The sequence below is a fragment of the Couchioplanes azureus genome, from assembly GCF_014648355.1.
In the GTDB taxonomy this organism is placed as follows: Bacteria; Actinomycetota; Actinomycetes; order Mycobacteriales; family Micromonosporaceae; genus Actinoplanes; species Actinoplanes azureus.
On record NZ_BMQY01000004.1, the window covers coordinates 216,812 to 231,592 of the forward strand.

At 74.1% G+C, this 14,781-nt stretch carries 16 protein-coding genes and 2 pseudogenes; 9 read left to right on the forward strand and 9 right to left on the reverse strand.

The genetic code is table 11. The features are described 5' to 3' along the window. The first annotated feature begins 75 nt into the window (after positions 1–75). Positions 76–426, forward strand: a complete 351-nt coding sequence (locus tag IEY99_RS16140; protein WP_189204000.1) for a DUF6204 family protein — start codon at positions 76–78, stop codon at positions 424–426. Here IEY99_RS16140 and IEY99_RS16145 read toward each other — a convergent pair. After that, on the reverse strand, positions 423–905 hold the full coding sequence (locus IEY99_RS16145) for a GNAT family N-acetyltransferase (RefSeq protein ID WP_189204002.1): 483 nt from the start codon (positions 903–905) through the stop codon (positions 423–425). The genes IEY99_RS16140 and IEY99_RS16145 overlap by 4 nt on opposite strands. Before the next feature lie 66 nt (positions 906–971). Here IEY99_RS16145 and IEY99_RS16150 point away from each other — a divergent pair, with 66 nt between their 5' ends. Beyond that, on the forward strand, positions 972–1,652 hold the full coding sequence (locus IEY99_RS16150) for a Clp protease N-terminal domain-containing protein (protein WP_189204004.1): 681 nt from the start codon (positions 972–974) through the stop codon (positions 1,650–1,652). Here the strand turns inward: IEY99_RS16150 and IEY99_RS16155 are convergent. After that, on the reverse strand, positions 1,637–2,194 hold the full coding sequence (locus IEY99_RS16155; RefSeq protein WP_229798766.1) for a heme-degrading domain-containing protein: 558 nt from the start codon (positions 2,192–2,194) through the stop codon (positions 1,637–1,639). The two genes, IEY99_RS16150 and IEY99_RS16155, sit on opposite strands and share 16 nt — an antisense overlap. 39 nt (positions 2,195–2,233) lie before the next feature. On the opposite strand from IEY99_RS16155, the gene IEY99_RS16160 reads away from it, so the two are divergent. Next, positions 2,234–3,034, forward strand: a complete 801-nt coding sequence (locus IEY99_RS16160) for an endonuclease/exonuclease/phosphatase family protein (RefSeq protein WP_189204006.1) — start codon at positions 2,234–2,236, stop codon at positions 3,032–3,034. Here IEY99_RS16160 and IEY99_RS16165 read toward each other — a convergent pair. Next, positions 3,016–3,510, reverse strand: coding sequence for a GNAT family N-acetyltransferase (locus IEY99_RS16165; RefSeq protein ID WP_189204803.1), 495 nt, complete (start codon positions 3,508–3,510; stop codon positions 3,016–3,018). The two genes, IEY99_RS16160 and IEY99_RS16165, sit on opposite strands and share 19 nt — an antisense overlap. 47 nt (positions 3,511–3,557) lie before the next feature. On the opposite strand from IEY99_RS16165, the gene IEY99_RS16170 reads away from it, so the two are divergent. Beyond that, positions 3,558–3,995, forward strand: coding sequence for a MarR family winged helix-turn-helix transcriptional regulator (locus IEY99_RS16170; RefSeq protein ID WP_189204008.1), 438 nt, complete (start codon positions 3,558–3,560; stop codon positions 3,993–3,995). A 14-nt stretch (positions 3,996–4,009) separates the two neighbouring features. Beyond that, positions 4,010–4,429 carry an organic hydroperoxide resistance protein gene (locus IEY99_RS16175; RefSeq protein ID WP_189204010.1) on the forward strand — a complete coding sequence of 140 codons (420 nt, stop codon included), beginning with the start codon at positions 4,010–4,012 and terminating at the stop codon, positions 4,427–4,429. A 42-nt stretch (positions 4,430–4,471) separates the two neighbouring features. On the opposite strand, the gene IEY99_RS16180 is transcribed toward IEY99_RS16175, so the two are convergent. Beyond that, positions 4,472–5,425 (reverse strand): tyrosine-type recombinase/integrase, encoded by a 954-nt coding sequence (locus IEY99_RS16180; protein ID WP_189204012.1) that lies wholly within the window; start codon positions 5,423–5,425, stop codon positions 4,472–4,474. A gap of 565 nt (positions 5,426–5,990) precedes the next feature. On the opposite strand from IEY99_RS16180, the pseudogene IEY99_RS35365 reads away from it, so the two are divergent. Both IEY99_RS35365 and IEY99_RS16190 read left to right on the forward strand, forming a co-directional pair. Beyond that, positions 5,991–6,332, forward strand: a pseudogene (locus tag IEY99_RS35365) (hypothetical protein); the annotation flags it as partial. Between the two features lie 327 nt (positions 6,333–6,659). Beyond that, positions 6,660–7,085: pseudogene (locus tag IEY99_RS16190) on the forward strand (hypothetical protein); the annotation flags it as partial. 354 nt (positions 7,086–7,439) lie between these two features. Here IEY99_RS16190 and IEY99_RS16195 read toward each other — a convergent pair. Continuing rightward, entirely contained in the window at positions 7,440–8,075 is a 636-nt protein-coding gene (locus tag IEY99_RS16195; RefSeq protein WP_189204014.1) for a TetR/AcrR family transcriptional regulator, read from the reverse strand. A gap of 88 nt (positions 8,076–8,163) precedes the next feature. Between IEY99_RS16195 and IEY99_RS16200 the strand changes: the two genes are divergently transcribed. Next, entirely contained in the window at positions 8,164–9,024 is an 861-nt protein-coding gene (locus IEY99_RS16200) for an alpha/beta fold hydrolase (RefSeq protein ID WP_189204016.1), read from the forward strand. A gap of 312 nt (positions 9,025–9,336) precedes the next feature. Then, a complete protein-coding gene (locus IEY99_RS16205; RefSeq protein WP_189204018.1) occupies positions 9,337–10,206 on the forward strand; it encodes a lysophospholipid acyltransferase family protein in 870 nt (289 codons plus the stop codon). Positions 10,207–10,354: 148 nt separating this feature from the next. On the opposite strand, the gene IEY99_RS16210 is transcribed toward IEY99_RS16205, so the two are convergent. The 4 genes from IEY99_RS16210 to IEY99_RS16225 form a co-directional block, all read right to left on the reverse strand. After that, positions 10,355–10,606, reverse strand: coding sequence for a helix-turn-helix domain-containing protein (locus IEY99_RS16210; protein ID WP_229798768.1), 252 nt, complete (start codon positions 10,604–10,606; stop codon positions 10,355–10,357). After that, complete coding sequence (locus IEY99_RS16215) at positions 10,606–11,217, reverse strand: DUF2975 domain-containing protein (RefSeq protein ID WP_189204021.1); 612 nt, start codon at positions 11,215–11,217, stop codon at positions 10,606–10,608. Before IEY99_RS16215 ends, IEY99_RS16210 begins: the two co-directional genes overlap by 1 nt. Before the next feature lie 147 nt (positions 11,218–11,364). Then, positions 11,365–11,913 carry a LuxR family transcriptional regulator gene (locus IEY99_RS16220; protein WP_189204023.1) on the reverse strand — a complete coding sequence of 183 codons (549 nt, stop codon included), beginning with the start codon at positions 11,911–11,913 and terminating at the stop codon, positions 11,365–11,367. After that, positions 11,910–14,660, reverse strand: a complete 2,751-nt coding sequence (locus IEY99_RS16225) for a LuxR C-terminal-related transcriptional regulator (RefSeq protein ID WP_229798770.1) — start codon at positions 14,658–14,660, stop codon at positions 11,910–11,912. Before IEY99_RS16225 ends, IEY99_RS16220 begins: the two co-directional genes overlap by 4 nt. Positions 14,661–14,781: the final 121 nt, after the last annotated feature.

The following is a 14,781-nucleotide window of genomic DNA, read 5'->3' on the forward strand; positions in this document are numbered from 1 at the left end:
ATCCGCCATCCGTGGCTCGTTCCGGGCGCAGAAAACCGATGGTGGTCGTCCGCCGGCCGCCACTACGGTCGGGCCATGGGATCACGCACCATCCGAGTCACCGTACGCGGCGCGTTCGCCGACCTGAGCGCCGAGCAGCGTGCCGCCCTGCTGGTCGACGCCGCCGCGCACGACGTCGCGTTCGCCGCGTTCACGGCCGAGGGCTCGCTGACCTACGACATCGCGGCCCGCCCCTTCTTCACGTTCCGCTTCGCCGGCACCGTCGACGACGAGCGCGACATCCCGGCGGTGGCGGCCCGCGCCGAGGCCGCGGCGGTGCGGTGGCTGACCTCGCACGGGTACGCGTACAAGAACCTCACCGCGCAGGCCGTCGACATGTCGCAGACGCCGCTGGGCAAGCGCGGCCGCCGCGAGGCCGCCCGCTAGCGCGGCCGCAGGTGCAGGTGCGCGTCGTACGGGAACGGGTGCTCGGCGGCGTACGTCTGCGCGTACGCGTAGCCGGTCTTGACCGCGACCCGGCAGGAGCCGGCGTTGCCGACCTGGTGGAGCAGCCGCAGCTCGGCCAGCTCGGGAAACTCGGCGAACGCCCAGCCGGTGAGGGTCGTCAGCGCGGCTGAGGCGACACCCTGCCCGCGGGCCGCCGCGGCCGTCCAGTAGCCGACCTCCCCGCCGGGCTGTTTCAGCACGGCGTGCCCCAGCAGCCGCCGCCCGTCGAGCACCGCGAAGGCGTAGCGGGTGCCGGCCGCCCAGCCCTCGTGCTGAGCCTGCAGCCAGGCGCCCGCCGTGGCCTCGTCGGACACCCGCAGCGACGTCCAGCGGCGCAGCTCCGCATCGGTGGCCACGGCGATCAGGGCCGCCGCGTCGCTGTCGCGCCAGGGGCGCAGGGTGAGCCCGTCGTTCTCCATGAGCCCGGAGCGTACGCGTCAACCGGTCGTTGACGCTGCCCGCATCGTCAACCTAGAGTTGACGGTATGACGCAGCTCTCGCCGCCGGTCCGGCTCGACGACCTCATCCACACCATCACCGCCAACCGCCCCGACGCCCCGCTCGACCGGCTCTCCGACGCGGTCCTGCTCGCCGACCACCTCGGCGAGCTCGCCGACCACCTCATCGGCCACTTCGTCGACCAGGCCCGCCGCTCCGGCGCCTCCTGGACCGACATCGGCCGCAGCATGGGCGTCTCCAAGCAGGCCGCCCAGAAACGCTTCGTCCCCAAGGCCGACCTCGACCCCTCGCAGGGCTTCAGCCGCTTCACCGACGACGCCCGCGCCACCGTCGTCGGCGCGATGACCGCCGCCCGCGCCACCGGCCACCCGGAGATCCACCCCGCCCACCTGCTGCTCGGGCTGCTCGACGTGCCCGGCGCCACCGCACACGCCGCGCTCGGCGACTTCGGCACCGTCCGCGAGGCCGCCCACGCCGAGCTGCCCGAGGCCCCCGGCGGCACCCTGCCCGAGCTGATCCCGTTCGACGCCCGCTCCCGCAAGGTGCTCGAGCTCACCTTCCGCGAGGCCCTGCGCCTCGGCGACGACAGCGTCGACACCGGCCACCTCCTGCTCGCCATGCTCGAGGAGGCCCACGGCGGCGGCGTGCTCGGCGGCCTCGGCCTCGACAAGGCCGCGGTCGAGGCGGCGCTTCAGTCCGCCAGATAGGTCTCGATCGCCTCGACCACCAGCGCGTGGTCGTCGGCCTGCGGCAAACCCGACACCGTCACCACGCCGACCACCCCCACACCGTCCACGCGAACGGGGAAAGCCCCGCCGTGCGCCGCATAGTCGGCCGGGTCCACCCCGTACTTCGCGTCCAGGGCGTCGCCCTTGGCCGCCAGCCGCCGGCCCACCAGGTACGACGACGCCGCGAACCGTTCCACCACCCGTACCTTGCGGGCGATCCAATGATCGTTGTCCGCCGTGCTGCCCGGCAGCGCCGCATGGAACAGCTGCTGGGCACCGCGCCGGATGTCGATCGCCACCGGCAGGTCACGGCCGGTGGCCAGATCGACCAGCAGGCTGCCCAGATGCCACGCGTCCGCGTTGTCGAAACGGTCGAACGTCAGGCGCCGCTCCTGCTCCTCGAGCCGGTCGATCAGATCCTCGTCGGTCATCCGCCCATTCTGGAGCAAGATCAGCCCCGGCGGCGGCGCAACCAGATCGCCACCAGCCCGATCAGCACGAACACCGTCGCCGAGCAGCACACCGCCTTGAACACGAGCTCACCTCCGTACTCTTGATCCGTGCGCCTGGCCACCTTCAACCTGCTGCACGGCAGGTCCCTCTCCGACGGCAACGTACACGCCGACCGCGTCGCCGCCGCCGTCGCCGACCTCGACGCCGACGTCCTCGGCCTGCAGGAGGTCGACCGTGCCCAGCCCCGCAGCGGCCACCTCGACCTCACCGCCATCGCCGCCGAGGCCCTCGGCGCGAGCGCCCACCGCTTCGCCGCCGCCATCGCCGGCACGCCGGGGGAGACCTGGCAACCCTGGCGCTGCGAGGACGACAACGTCCACCCGCTCTACGGCATCGCCCTGATCAGCCGCTACCCGGTGGCCCGCTGGCAGATCACCCAGCTGCCCGCCGCCCCGGTCCGCTCCCCGGTCTGGGCCCCCGGACCCGACGGCGGCCTGCTGCTGCTCAAGGACGAGCCCCGGGTCCTGATCGCGGCCGTCCTCGACGCGCCCACCGGGCCGATGACCGTCGCCACCACCCACCTGTCGTTCGTACCGGGCTGGAACATCCGCCAGCTGCGCGCCGCCGTGCGCGTCCTGCGGTCGCTGCCCGCGCCCCGCGTCCTGCTCGGCGACCTCAACATGCCCGCCGGACCGGTCCGCGCCTTCACCGGATGGCGCGCCCTCGCCCGCCGGCCCACCTATCCCAGCCCGGCGCCGCGGGCGCAGCTCGACCACGTCCTGGCCGACCCCCGAGGCGCCGCCCGGCTCGGCCGGGTGGTGCAGATCCGCACCCCGGCCGCCGCCGTCTCGGACCACCGCCCGCTGGTCGTGCACCTCGACCCGCCGCTTCACACCGCCCGCTCGTAGATCGTCTCCAGGCCGTCCACCTCGTCCCACTGCTCACCGACGCGCGCGAAACCGAACCCCGCGATCGTCGCCAGCGACGCCGCATTGTCCGGACGGATGCTCGCCCGGACCACCCGTACCCGGGGGTCACCCTCGGCCCGCCGGATCAGCTCCGCGAGCATCGCCCTGGCGAAACCCCTTCGCCGGTACGCCGGATCGACCGAGTAGCCGACCTCCACCCGCCCCTCGCCGTCCGGAGGCCCGTGGAAGCCCCCGTGGCCGACCACCCGGCCGTCGGCCACCGCCACCCGCGCCACCCACTCCGCGGCCGCCGGATCCCGCTCGACGTCGCCCAGCCGCAGTTCCCACAGCCACTTCTCGCCCTGGATCCACGCCGACAGCGGCACGCCCGCCGCCGCGCTCGCCGCCTCCAGGTCCTCCGCGACCAGGGCGCGCAACGCCGCCACCGGCAGCCGTACGAACGTGATCACCGCCACCCCGCTTTCGATTGTGCACAACCTAATTGCGTACTACCGTTCAGCGCATGGATCAGAGCACCGGCCTCGAACAGATGATCTGCTTCGAGCTGTACGCCGCCTCCCGCGCGATGACCAGCCTCTACCGGCCGGCGCTCGACACCCACGGCATCACCTACCCCCAGTACGTCGCCCTGCGCGTCATCTGGCACCGCGGCCGCATCACCGTCCGCGACCTCGGCACCGCCCTGCGCCTCGACAGCGGCACCCTCTCACCCCTGCTCAAACGCCTCGAAAGCCAGGGACTCATCCGCCGCGAACGCGGCACCGACGACGAACGCGTCGTCTGGATCAGCGCCACCCCCGCCGGCACCGCACTGGAACAGCAGGTCGCCGACCTGCCCCAGCGCCTCGCCTGCGCCCTCGACCTCACCATCGAGGACTTCACCACCCTGCAACACCTGCTCAGCCGCATCCGCGGCGCCGCAGCCACCACCCCCAGCTGAACGGGAGACCCCTCATGCAGGCCCTCTACACCGCCTCCGCCACCGCCACCGGAGACGGCCGCAGCGGACGCACCCGCTCCAGCGACGGCGTCCTCGACCTGGAGCTCGCCGTCCCCAAGGAGCTCGGCGGGCCCGGCGGCCAGCAGACCAACCCCGAGCAGCTCTTCGCCGCCGGCTACGCCGCCTGCTTCCACAGCGCCCTCAAGCTCGTCGCGGGCAAGCAGAAGATCACCCTCACCGACACCGCCATCACCGTCGACGTCGGCATCGGCCCCAACAGCACCGGCGGCTTCGGCCTCACGGTCGCCATCGAAGCCGAACTGCCCGGCATCGACGAGGCCACCGCCCGGCAGCTCCTCGACGCCGCCCACCACGTCTGCCCGTACAGCAACGCCACCCGCGGCAACGTCGACGTCAACCTCACCCTCGCCTGACACACCCGGTCCCGGGCGCGCCCCCTCGCGCCCGGGACCGCCCTACGGCAAGCGCCCCAGCGCCCGGTTCGTCCGGTTGGCCCGCACCGCCGCCCGCTGCTGCGCCGCCGTCACCTCGATATACCCCTGCGACGTCGTCAACGAGGCATGCCCCAGCAACCGCATGATCTCCGACGCGTTCGCCCCGTCCTCCGCCAGCCGCGTCGCGAACGTGTGCCGCAACGCATGCAACTGCGCACCCCGCGGCACCCGGTCCGACACCCCCGCCCGCCGGAAACACGACTGCACCAGATACTGCAGGCCACCCCGGCGCAGCGGCGCACCCCGCCGATCCACCAGCAACGGATCCTCCGGGCGTACCCGCCCGAACCGCAGCCGCCGGCTCTCCACATAGCGCGCCACCACCGCATCCAGCTCCGGCTCGACCGGCACCGTCCGCGGCCGCCCACCCTTGCCCGCCACCTCCACCCGCCGCTCACCCGGGCGCCCCACCAGCGAACCGGCCCGCAGCGCGAGCAACTCGGACAGCCGCAAACCCGCACACAACGCCAGCGCCAGCACCGCCACGTCCCGCTCCGGCCACGGATCCCGCTGCCGCTCGTCGGCGCGGTTCACCGCCTCCAGCAGCCGCTCCGGAGTGTCCTCGCCGCGCAGGGGCTTGGGGGAGGGCACCGACATCCGCGGCTTGCCGACCGCCGGCATCGGATTGCCGGCGACCACGCCGTCGACGACCAGGAAGCCGAAGAACGAGTTCCAGCTCGACCAGGCGCGGTAGACCGAGGCAGGGGAGCGGCCGGCGGCGAACGTCGCGAAGGCCGCGCGCAGGGTACGGGGGGAGAGGTCGCGAAGAGTGACGTGCTCGCCGAGCAGGCGCAGGACGGCGTGCAGGTCACGGCGGTAGGCGAGGAGGGTGTGCTCGGACGGCTTACGCACGGCCCGCGCGGCGAGGAACTCTTCGATCAGGCTTTCGACCGGAATGTCTTGTTCATCCTGCATAAGGAATATTATGCAGGAAACTCCCGTCTGGCGGGGTGTCGGGTTCTGTCCTTCGCGTCCTTCGAGCTCGTCGTGGCTGCTGGCGTAGGCGCTTTGCTGGCGTCGCAGCCAGCGCCTCCTGGGCCGTGCCTGGAGCCAGCGCCTCCTGGGCCGCGCCGTGGGCCGTGCCTGCTCGTCGCGGCCTGCTGGTGTCGCAGCACGTCGTGGTCGGGCCTGCCGACGTCCGCGCCGCTCGGCAAGGCAGGTGTCGACCGGCCTGCCGATTACTCAAGTGACGGCGCGGGTGCAGCCTTCTGGTCTCGGGCCGGCACCCGGGCGTGATCTTGCGGACGAGCCGGCATCTTTCGCGCCGTGGAGTGGTGTGCCGGCGGGCCGGGCACCTTTCAGCTCGCCGGCCGATTTGCCCTCTCTGAGCGCACCCCTTGCGACCGTTTCGCGCTCAGGTTTACATAATGTTCATTATCGACCAACACGGTCGGCGGCCGGGGTCCCCCGCTTTCCTGTCGGACCGTCCTGGTAGAACTGGCGACGTTGGAACACACGTTCGACGGTGAGGGGTGGGTCGATGGCGGCACGGACCGGGGTGCGAGGGCTCTCAGCGGACGAGCTGCAGGTGATTCGGGACGCGGTGGCGGCCGGGCGCAAGCCGAAGGTGGTGTTCACCGAGTCCGCGGGTCAGATCGCGGGCCAGCTGGGCCAGGTGGTGGCGCTGACCGATCCGGCGGAGTCGGACGAGTGGGTCGTGGTGCGGTTCGGCCGCGACGAGCTGCCGTTCGCGCCGGCCGACCTGCAGGTGGCGCCGAAGGGAGCGACGGCGCGGAAGGCGGCTCCCCCGCCGCCCGCCCCTCCGGCACGGCCGGAGCCGGAGTTCGTGATCGACAAGCCGGTGGTGCCCGCCCGGCGCGGCCGGTCCGGTGCCTCCGGCGCTCCGGGCGGCACGGAAGCTTCCGGCGATTCGGGGGCATCGGGTGACGGGCGTCGCGTGTCCAAGCCGGCGCCCGAGGGTGGCGCGGGATCGGCGCGGTCTGCTGGTGGTGCGCCGAACGGACGGGCGAGGTCGCATGTTTCCGGCTCGGCGTCCTCGGCTCCCCCGTCAGCGGCCTCGGTGTCCCCCTCCGCTCCGCGACCTTCCCCGGGTGCTGGAGCGTCGTCCACGTCGTCGTCTTCCTCGGGAGCCGCTCCGGATGCCGGGGCGTCGGAAACGGGGCCGGCTACGGCGACGTCCGATGGCCGGCGGGGCGCAGGGGGTAGCCCTGTGGCGCCCCGGGCCTCGGGGATCACGGCTCCGGCGCCCCGGGCTTCAGGGATCGCGGGTCCGGCGCCCCGGGCTTCGGGCGGTGGGGCTCCGGCGCCTCGCAAGGCGTCCGGCCGGGCGGCGCGGCCGAAACCGGTGTCGGAGCTGACCGTCACCCTCGCCTATGCCGAGGGCGAGTGGACGGTGGCGGCCAACCAGGGGTCGAAGGCGCTGGCGAAGCCGTACATCGTTCGTCCGGCCGAGGCGCTGCGGATGGTGTCTCTGGTCGACGTTCCCGGGGTGCAGGAGGCGGTGGAGCAGATCATGGCTGCCGAGCGTGCCCAGGCGGAGCAGCAGGCGCAGCGGTTGCGGGCGGAGCTGGCGGAGGTCGAGGCGCGGCTGCGAGAGCTGGGTGAGGCCGGCTGACCGTGATCAGGCTCGGCTCGAGTGTGAGCGGACTCGGCTTGCCGAACGTCTTCCGACGTCGCCGCCCATGCATCGCTGCCCTGCCGTCGCCGCCCTGGTGTCGGTGCGCACGCGTCGACGCCCTGGTGTCGATGCGCACGCGTCGACGCCCAGGTGTCGGTGCCCATGCATCGCTGCCTGTGTCGGCGCCCTGGTGTCGGTGCCGTGGCCATGAGGACAGGTCCGGGCCTCACCTACGAGCGAAGTTCGGCTCCACGCGCTGGTCGCTAGTGGCTTGATCCCGAGCGCGTTCTTGGCCCGCCCGGACGCCATCGCCGGGGCCGGGTGACTACGGCGTGGTGAACAGCGGCGGTTCTACGGCCGAGGTTTGTCCGCGGTGGAGGCGGCGTGGGTCCCGGCACGAAACAGGCGGTCGAGCTGGGCATCGATCAGGGCCAGTGCCTCGGCCGGGCTGTACAGGCCGACGAGGATCGGGCCCACCAGGCCCTGGGTGAGGAAGTAGAGGGCGGGTGCCTCCACCTCGGGATCGACTCCGTCCCGCAGTTCGCCCAGCCGGGACGCCTCGCGGAAGTTGGCGACCGACACGGTCAATATGCGTCCGTATCCGTTGCGTAGCTGCTCGGCATACGCCGGTGTGACGGTCGCGGCGGAGAAGAAGGCGATGTTCACGCAGGCTTCTTCGCGGCCGGCCGGGTCGACCGGGAGCATCACCGCGGTAGCGGCGCGGATGAGATCGCGGCGGGTGGGCTCACGCAGCGCGGCGACGGTGGTCTGGAGCCGGGCCAGTACGCGGTCGCGCATGTGCGACAGCGCGAACAACAGCATCTGCTGCTTGGTGGGGAAATAGTGCTGCACGGTGCCCATCGAGACGCCGGCCTGCTCGGCGACGTCGCGCAGGCTCACCGCCTCGAACCCTTGCGTGCTGATGACGGCGAAGACCGCTTCGGCGAGATGGCGGCGGCGCTGTTCGTGATCGACCTGCTTCGGCACGCCCTCAACGTATCTCATGCGAACGCATTGCTATCGATGCCTGCGCACGGTTATCATGCGATCGCATTACAAAACCGGGGAGGCAGGCATGGGCATCGAGTACGCCGTCAACGGTGACGTCCGAATCGCCTACGAGACCTTCGGCACGGGCGGTGAGCCGTTGCTGCTGGTCCTCGGGCTGGACTATCAGATGGCCTGGTGGCCCGACGCGTTCTGCGAGCGCCTGGTCGAGGCCGGTTTCCACGTGGCCCGCTACGACAACCGGGACACCGGACTGTCCACGCACTACCCGCAGCCGGCGGACGGCGGCCCGTGGCGGGCGCTGCTCGGTCGCTCCCGGCCCCTCTACACGATCGCCGACATGGCCGCCGACGGGCTGGCGGTGATGGACGCGCTCGGCTGGTCCGCCGCGCACGTGCTGGGCGGCGCGTCGGCGATCGCCCAGGCCCTGGCGCTGCTGCACCCCGGGCGGGTCCGCGGCCTCACCCTCTGCATGAGCAGCCCGGCCACCGCGGGAATGTTGCAGATGCTGCGCTACCTCAAGTTCGGCATCTTCCGCCAGTTCCGCAAGCTGCCGAAGGCGACCACACCCGAGCAGGAGATCGACAACCAGATCGCGATCTACCGGGCGCAGGCCTCGCCCGGCTACCCGTTCCCCGAGGAGTGGGTCCGCGAGGCGGCGACGCTCAGCCACAGCCGAGCACCGCACGATCCGCGCACGACCCAGCGGCACCTCGCCGCCGGCCGCGCCGTGAAGCTGCCGCCCCTGTCCGGTATCACCGCGCCGACACTGGTCGTCTCGGGCGCCGACGATCCGATGCTCAAGCCCAGCGCGGGTCGTGACCTGGCCGACCAGATCCCCGGCGCGCAGTTCGTGGAATACCCCGGCGTGGGCCACGACTGGCCCGAAGCCATCTGGGACGACGTGATCGCCCGGATGCCCCGCTGAGGCCCCGCCTGACGGCAGTCCTCCATACCGGGACGCCATGGACGTGCGTCGCTTCCGGCCTTGAGAGACCTGGACGCCCGAATCTGCCGCGACGAATCGCAGGTGGGCCGTGCTTCGGGCGGGACGACAGTACAGCCGGGACCGGATGGGCCGGTCTCCCCCGGTGTGAGGAGCACCGGCACGACCGGATAGCACGCCACCCCCGGGCGCGAGGAGCGCAGGCATGATCGGGTAGCACGTCTCCCCTGGCGCGAGGGCCGGTCAGGGCGGGGCGGCAGGGACGGCGGGCGGGCGTGCGATCATGACGGCCTGATGGATGCGACATGGCGGGTACCGGTCCTGTGGCGGGTGCTGCTGCGGTTCTCGCGGGTGCTCGTGCCGCTGATCTGCCGGCTGCGGGTGTCCGGGCAGGTGCCGGCCGGGATGCGGCGCGGGCCGTTGATTCTGGCGGCGAACCATGTCAGCCCGGTGGATCCGATCATCATGACCGCCGCGTGCAGTATCGCCGGGGTGGCGCCGCGGTTCATGGCGACCGGGGGGCTGTTCGACGCGCCCATCGCCGGGTGGGCGATGCGCGCGTGCGGGCATCTGCGGGTCGACCGGCACACGGCGCAGGTCGCCGAGGCGCTGCCGAACGCCGCCGCCGCGTTGCGGGCCGGGTCGGTGGTGCTCGTGTATCCGGAGGGCCGCATCGGCCTGGACCCGTGGATGTGGCCCGAGCGCGGCAAGACCGGTGTGGCCCGGATGGCGGCACTGTCCGGCGCGGACGTCGTTCCGGTGGCGCAGTGGGGTTCGCATGCGGTGCTGCCGTACACGGCGCCCAAGGATGTGGTGCGCTCGGTGCTCAGGGCGATGTGGCGCCGGCCGGTGGTGCAGGTGCGGTTCGGCGAGCCGGTGGATCTTTCCGGGTTGGCCGGTTCCGCGGGGGCCCGGGCGATGCGGGCCACGGATCGCATCATGCAGGCGATCGCGGAGACACTGGCGCCGCTGCGGGTGGACGAGCCGGAGATGCCGCGCGTCGTGGACCACACCCGTCCGGTCGACATGGCCCGCGTCCGGCGGCGCCCGGCGACGGTCTCCCCCGGCTCGGAACGGCACAGCGCACCGGCGCCACCGAGCACACCCGAGCGCCACGGCACGCCCGAGGGACCCAGCGCGATCGAGCGGCATGGGGACACCTGACCGCTCGAGCACACCCGAGCGGCATAGGCTGACCGCGCGCCACAGGACGGCCGATGACACCGCGTGCGCGGAGACCCTCGCCGTCGGCGATGCCATGACCCTCGGCGCCGGAAAGCGAAGCCCTGGCCGCGCCCCGCTGGCCGCGACGTCATCGGTCGTTGGTAGTGGACTCCGGTGGCGGGCGTCGGACGGTGATCAGGTCGCTGGGTTGGCAGTCGAGCGCGTCGCAGAGTGCGGTCAGGGTGCTGAACCGGATGGCGCGGGCCCGCCCGTTCTTGAGGATGGACAGGTTGGCCAGGGTGAGGCCGACCTGCCCGGCGAGCTCGGTGAGGGTCATGCCGCGGGCGGCCAGTAGCCGGTCGATGTGGATGTCGACGCGGTGCTGCTCCTCGGGAGGCATCAGATGACCTCGTCGAGCTCGGCGCGTAGTGCGCAGCCGTGCCGCACCACAGCGGCGAACGCCAGCACGGCGAGGCCCAACGGCAGCCACAGGTAGCTGACCTCCGCGGTGCCGGGGCCCAGGTAGGAAGAGGACGGGAACACGCTGCGGTACAGCGCGTACGACGCCGCCACGCCGATGAGTGCTGCGAGGCCACCGGCGGCGAGGATGACGATGCCCAGCCGGCGGATCTGGTCGGCGGTGGAGACGGTGAACGGATCCGCGCGCAGGGCCGAGGTGACGATCCGGCGGGCCAGGACGGCTATCACGAGCCAGGCGACCGTGCCTACCAGGCCCCCGGCGATGACTTCCAGCGTCGCCTGTGCGGGGGTGGGGTCGGCGACCGTGACCACCACGGCGTCGTCGACCTTCGGTGTGAAGGCTGGTTGCAGCGGGTCGGGCACGGGGTTGATCAGCGCGTCCGACGGTGCGTAGAACTCTATCGGGCTACGCCCGCCACTGATCCAGTCGATGGCCGTGAAGAACAGGCCCAGGATGTTCATGATGACGGTGAAGGTCAACAGGGCCCGCAGCGGGCGCAGGGCGCCAGAGCGGCGAGGGGATGGCGCCACGAGGAGAACTCCTTATCGAAGGTCGATGCATCGAGTATCGATAAGAGATCGTGGCGTGTCAACACGGGCGTCAGGGGCTCGTGCCGCCCGGTGTCAGGCGCGGGATCCTGGACGCCTACCCGGTCCCGCGCTTGGGGGCTCAGATCATCAGTCGGCCGAGCGGCGCTGGCGCAGGTATGCCAGGACGGCCTCCCGGGTGGTGCGGACCCCGAACAAGGCGCGGGCTTCGGCGATGCGGCGGTTCGCGGTGCGCAGGGAGAGGAATTCCGCCGCTGCCGCCGCCGCGATGGTGTCGCCGGCGGCGAGGCGGTCGAGCAGGGCGCGCTGTTCGGGGATGAGCTCGGCGAGGGCGTCGCCGGTGTCCGCGGCGGGCGTGGCCTGGTTGCCGGGGCCCAGCTGGACCGTGCCGAGGCGGCTCAGGTCGTCGACCAGCGCGCGGCCCGTGGGGCTGTCGGCGTCGCAGACGGCGACGATGCCCGCGCCGCGCGCCGCGGCGAGGACGGCGAGCTTGAGGGTGTCGCGGTCGCCGATGCGCCCGTAGAGCACGAGGCGTTCCGGGGCGACGTCCCAGGCGGAGCTGGGCAGGGCGTATCCCTCGCGGACGGTCCAGCCGTCGCGCAGGAGGCGGCGCACGACGGTGTCGGCGTCGGCGCTGGAGGCGACGACGTGGCGGGGGGCGTCAGGCTGTCGGCTCACCGGCCATCCTCACGGTCGGATCGGTCGAAGCGGTCACGCGGAGCACCGCCGTCATGCGGCGGGGAACGGTCGGCGAGCCATGGGCCGGCCGGCTCGTTCGCGGCGGAGCGGTCCCCCGGGGCGAAGGGGTCCGGCTCCGGCACGCGGAACGAGGCCGGCTCGGCGCAGCGGTCCCCCGGCGGAATGCGGTCCGGCTCGCCGGCAGGCCCGGGCGCGCGGGAAGCGGCTGAGCCGGAGCCGCCGGCGAAAGGGCGGGCGGACTCCAGCTGGGTCAGGGCCAGGGCCGCCGCCTCCGTACGGGTGCGGGCCCCGAGCTTGCGCATGCCCGCGCGGATGTGGGTGTCGACCGTCTCCGTGGAGATGCCGAGCTGGCCCGCGATGCGCCGGGTCGGTTCGCCGGCCGCCACGAGATGCAGCACGTCCAGCTCGCGGCGGGTGAGGTTGGTGCCGGAGCGGGGGCTGCGGGCGTCGCGGTGCACGCGGTGGCGGCGCAGACCGCGGCGGGCCCGGCCGGCGAGGACCACCAGACCTGCCTCGTCGGCGAGCTGTTCGGCCTCGAGCAGGGCGGCGACCGCGCGTTCGGGGTCGGTTTCCTGCAGGCCGGCGGCGAGCAGGCAGCGGATCTGTTCGCGCCGGGCCGTGCCGGTCCAGGCCTGGGCGGCCGCGGTGAATCCGGTGCCGGTGGCCCAGGCGGTCAGGGTGCGGCGGGCGGCGTCGGGCACCCCGGCGGGGATGGCCGGTGCGGTGGCGCCGGCGGGTGGCCGGGCCGGGCCGCCGGTGTCGTAGGCGGCCCAGCGGGCGGTGATGTGCTGCAGGCCGGCGAGCAGGCCCGCGGTGCGCAGGTCGGCGGGGGCGGCCGCGCGTTCCGGCTGCCCGTCGAGCCAGGCGGCCTCGCGGGCCACCCAGGCGGTGACGGGATGCTCCTGCGGTGCGGCGAGCCGGGCCCGGGCGGCGGCGAGCAGCCCGGTGTCGGCCTCGACCAGGGCGGTCGCCGCGAGGGCGTAGGCGCGGGCGTCGGGTGGCAGTGCCCGGTCGGCGAGGTCGGCGCCGCGCCGCACGACGTCGTCGGCCACCGACGCCGGGGTGGGCGCGGCGACTCCGCCGGAAGCCGGCGCCGGGGTGGGTGCGGCGACTCCGCCGGAAGCCGGCCGGGTGTGGCCCTGCAGGACCTCGGCCCATCCCGCGACCGCGAGGAAGCGGGTCTGCCAGCTGTACGCGAGCGCGGCCCCGCACGCCGCGGCCGCGGACCGGGCCGCCTGGGCCGCGTCGGCCAGGCGCCCGTCGGCGCCGAGGTGGTCGACCAGCAGCCAGGCGCTCCACCGGGCGGTGAGCGGGTCGGTCGCGGCCGACGCGGCGGCGGCGAGCTCCCCTTCCCAGCCCGGTGTGCGGTGGGCGGCGCGGACCGCGGCCAGCGCCGCCGCCACGGCCGGTGGCGGGTCCGGGTGGCGGGCGGCGATCTTCGCCGCGGTGTCGGCGGCGGCGGCCGGGTCGGTGGCCAGGTCGGCCAGGAGCAGGATCCGGTCGCGGGCCGCGACGACGGAGGCGGCGGCCGCGTCGGGTACGGGGGCGACGGCCGCCCGGGCCGCGGCGGGGTCGCCGGCCTGCAGGAGGGCCTCGCCGCGCAGGACGTCGGCCTCGACGCCGAGCGGGCCCGGGGTGGTCAGCACGGTGGCCGCGGCGTGCGGGCGTCCGGCGGTGAGCAGCGCGTCGGCGGCGGCGACGCGGACCCGGGGGGTGACGGTGACGCCGGGGCGGGCGCAGGCGAACAGCAGCAGGTCGGCGCGGTCGCCGCCGGTGGTGTGGTCGGCGGCGGCGAGGGCCTTGCGGTAGGCCTGCGCGTGGTCGCCGGCGGCGGCGAGGTGCCGGGCCGCCTCCGCGTCGGGCACGGCGGCGGCCAGGGCGCGGTGCAGGTCGTTGCGGGCGTCGGCGTCGAGCAGCCCGGCGGCGATCTCGGCGACGTACGCCGACACCGGGGCGATGCCGTCGCCGGTGTCCTGCACGAGCCCGGCGTGGTGCAGGTCCTGCGCCCCGGTGCCGAGCAGCGGCGCGGGTGCCGGGCGGCCGAGCAGGCCGAGGGCGGCCAGCGCGGTGCGGGCGGGGCGCGGCAGGTCGGCCAGGGCGGTGGCGATCGCGTACGCCACCTGGTCGATGCCGGTGTCGGGGGTGCCGCGGGCGGCGCCGGCCGCGCGGGCGAGGGCGGTGACGGCGAGGGGGTTGCCGCCGGCGCGGGCGACGACCGCGGCCACGGTGGCGTCGTCGAGGTGTCCGGCGGTGCGGCGGGCCAGGTCGGCGGCGTCGTCCGCGGGCAGCGGCGGGATGTCCAGCCAGGCGGTGGCGGCGTCGCGCAGGGCGGCCACGGTGGCGTCGGGGAGGCGGTGCGGGGTGCGCAGTGCGGCGACGACACGGATGCGGGTGGCCAGGTGGGGCAGGGCGGCCAGGGTGGCGGGGTCGGCGTACTGCAGGTCGTCGAGGACGAGCAGCCCGGTGCGCACGCGGGAGCGGACCGCCTCGGCCAGCAGCGGCACGTCGTGGGCGGGCAGGCGGGCCTTGACCGCGCGGGACAGGGCGAGCGCGGGCACGCCGGCGAGCATGGCGAGGCCGCCGCCGGCGTGGACCGGGCCGGCGGCGGCTTGCACGACGCGGCGCAGCAGGGTGCTGCGGCCGGCGCCGGGCGCGCCGGTGAGCACGACGAGGCCGGGGCGGCGCAGGTGGGCGGCGGCGAGGCCGGCCAGGTCCTGCTGTGACACCCACACCCCCATCCCGCTGCGCCCCCCGGCAGCGTCCGTTGGCACGAACTCGGGATCCCCGCGTGTGCCCGTGTCCGTAGTCTGTGCTGCGGCAGGCGATCCGCCCTGCCCGGGAGGGGAA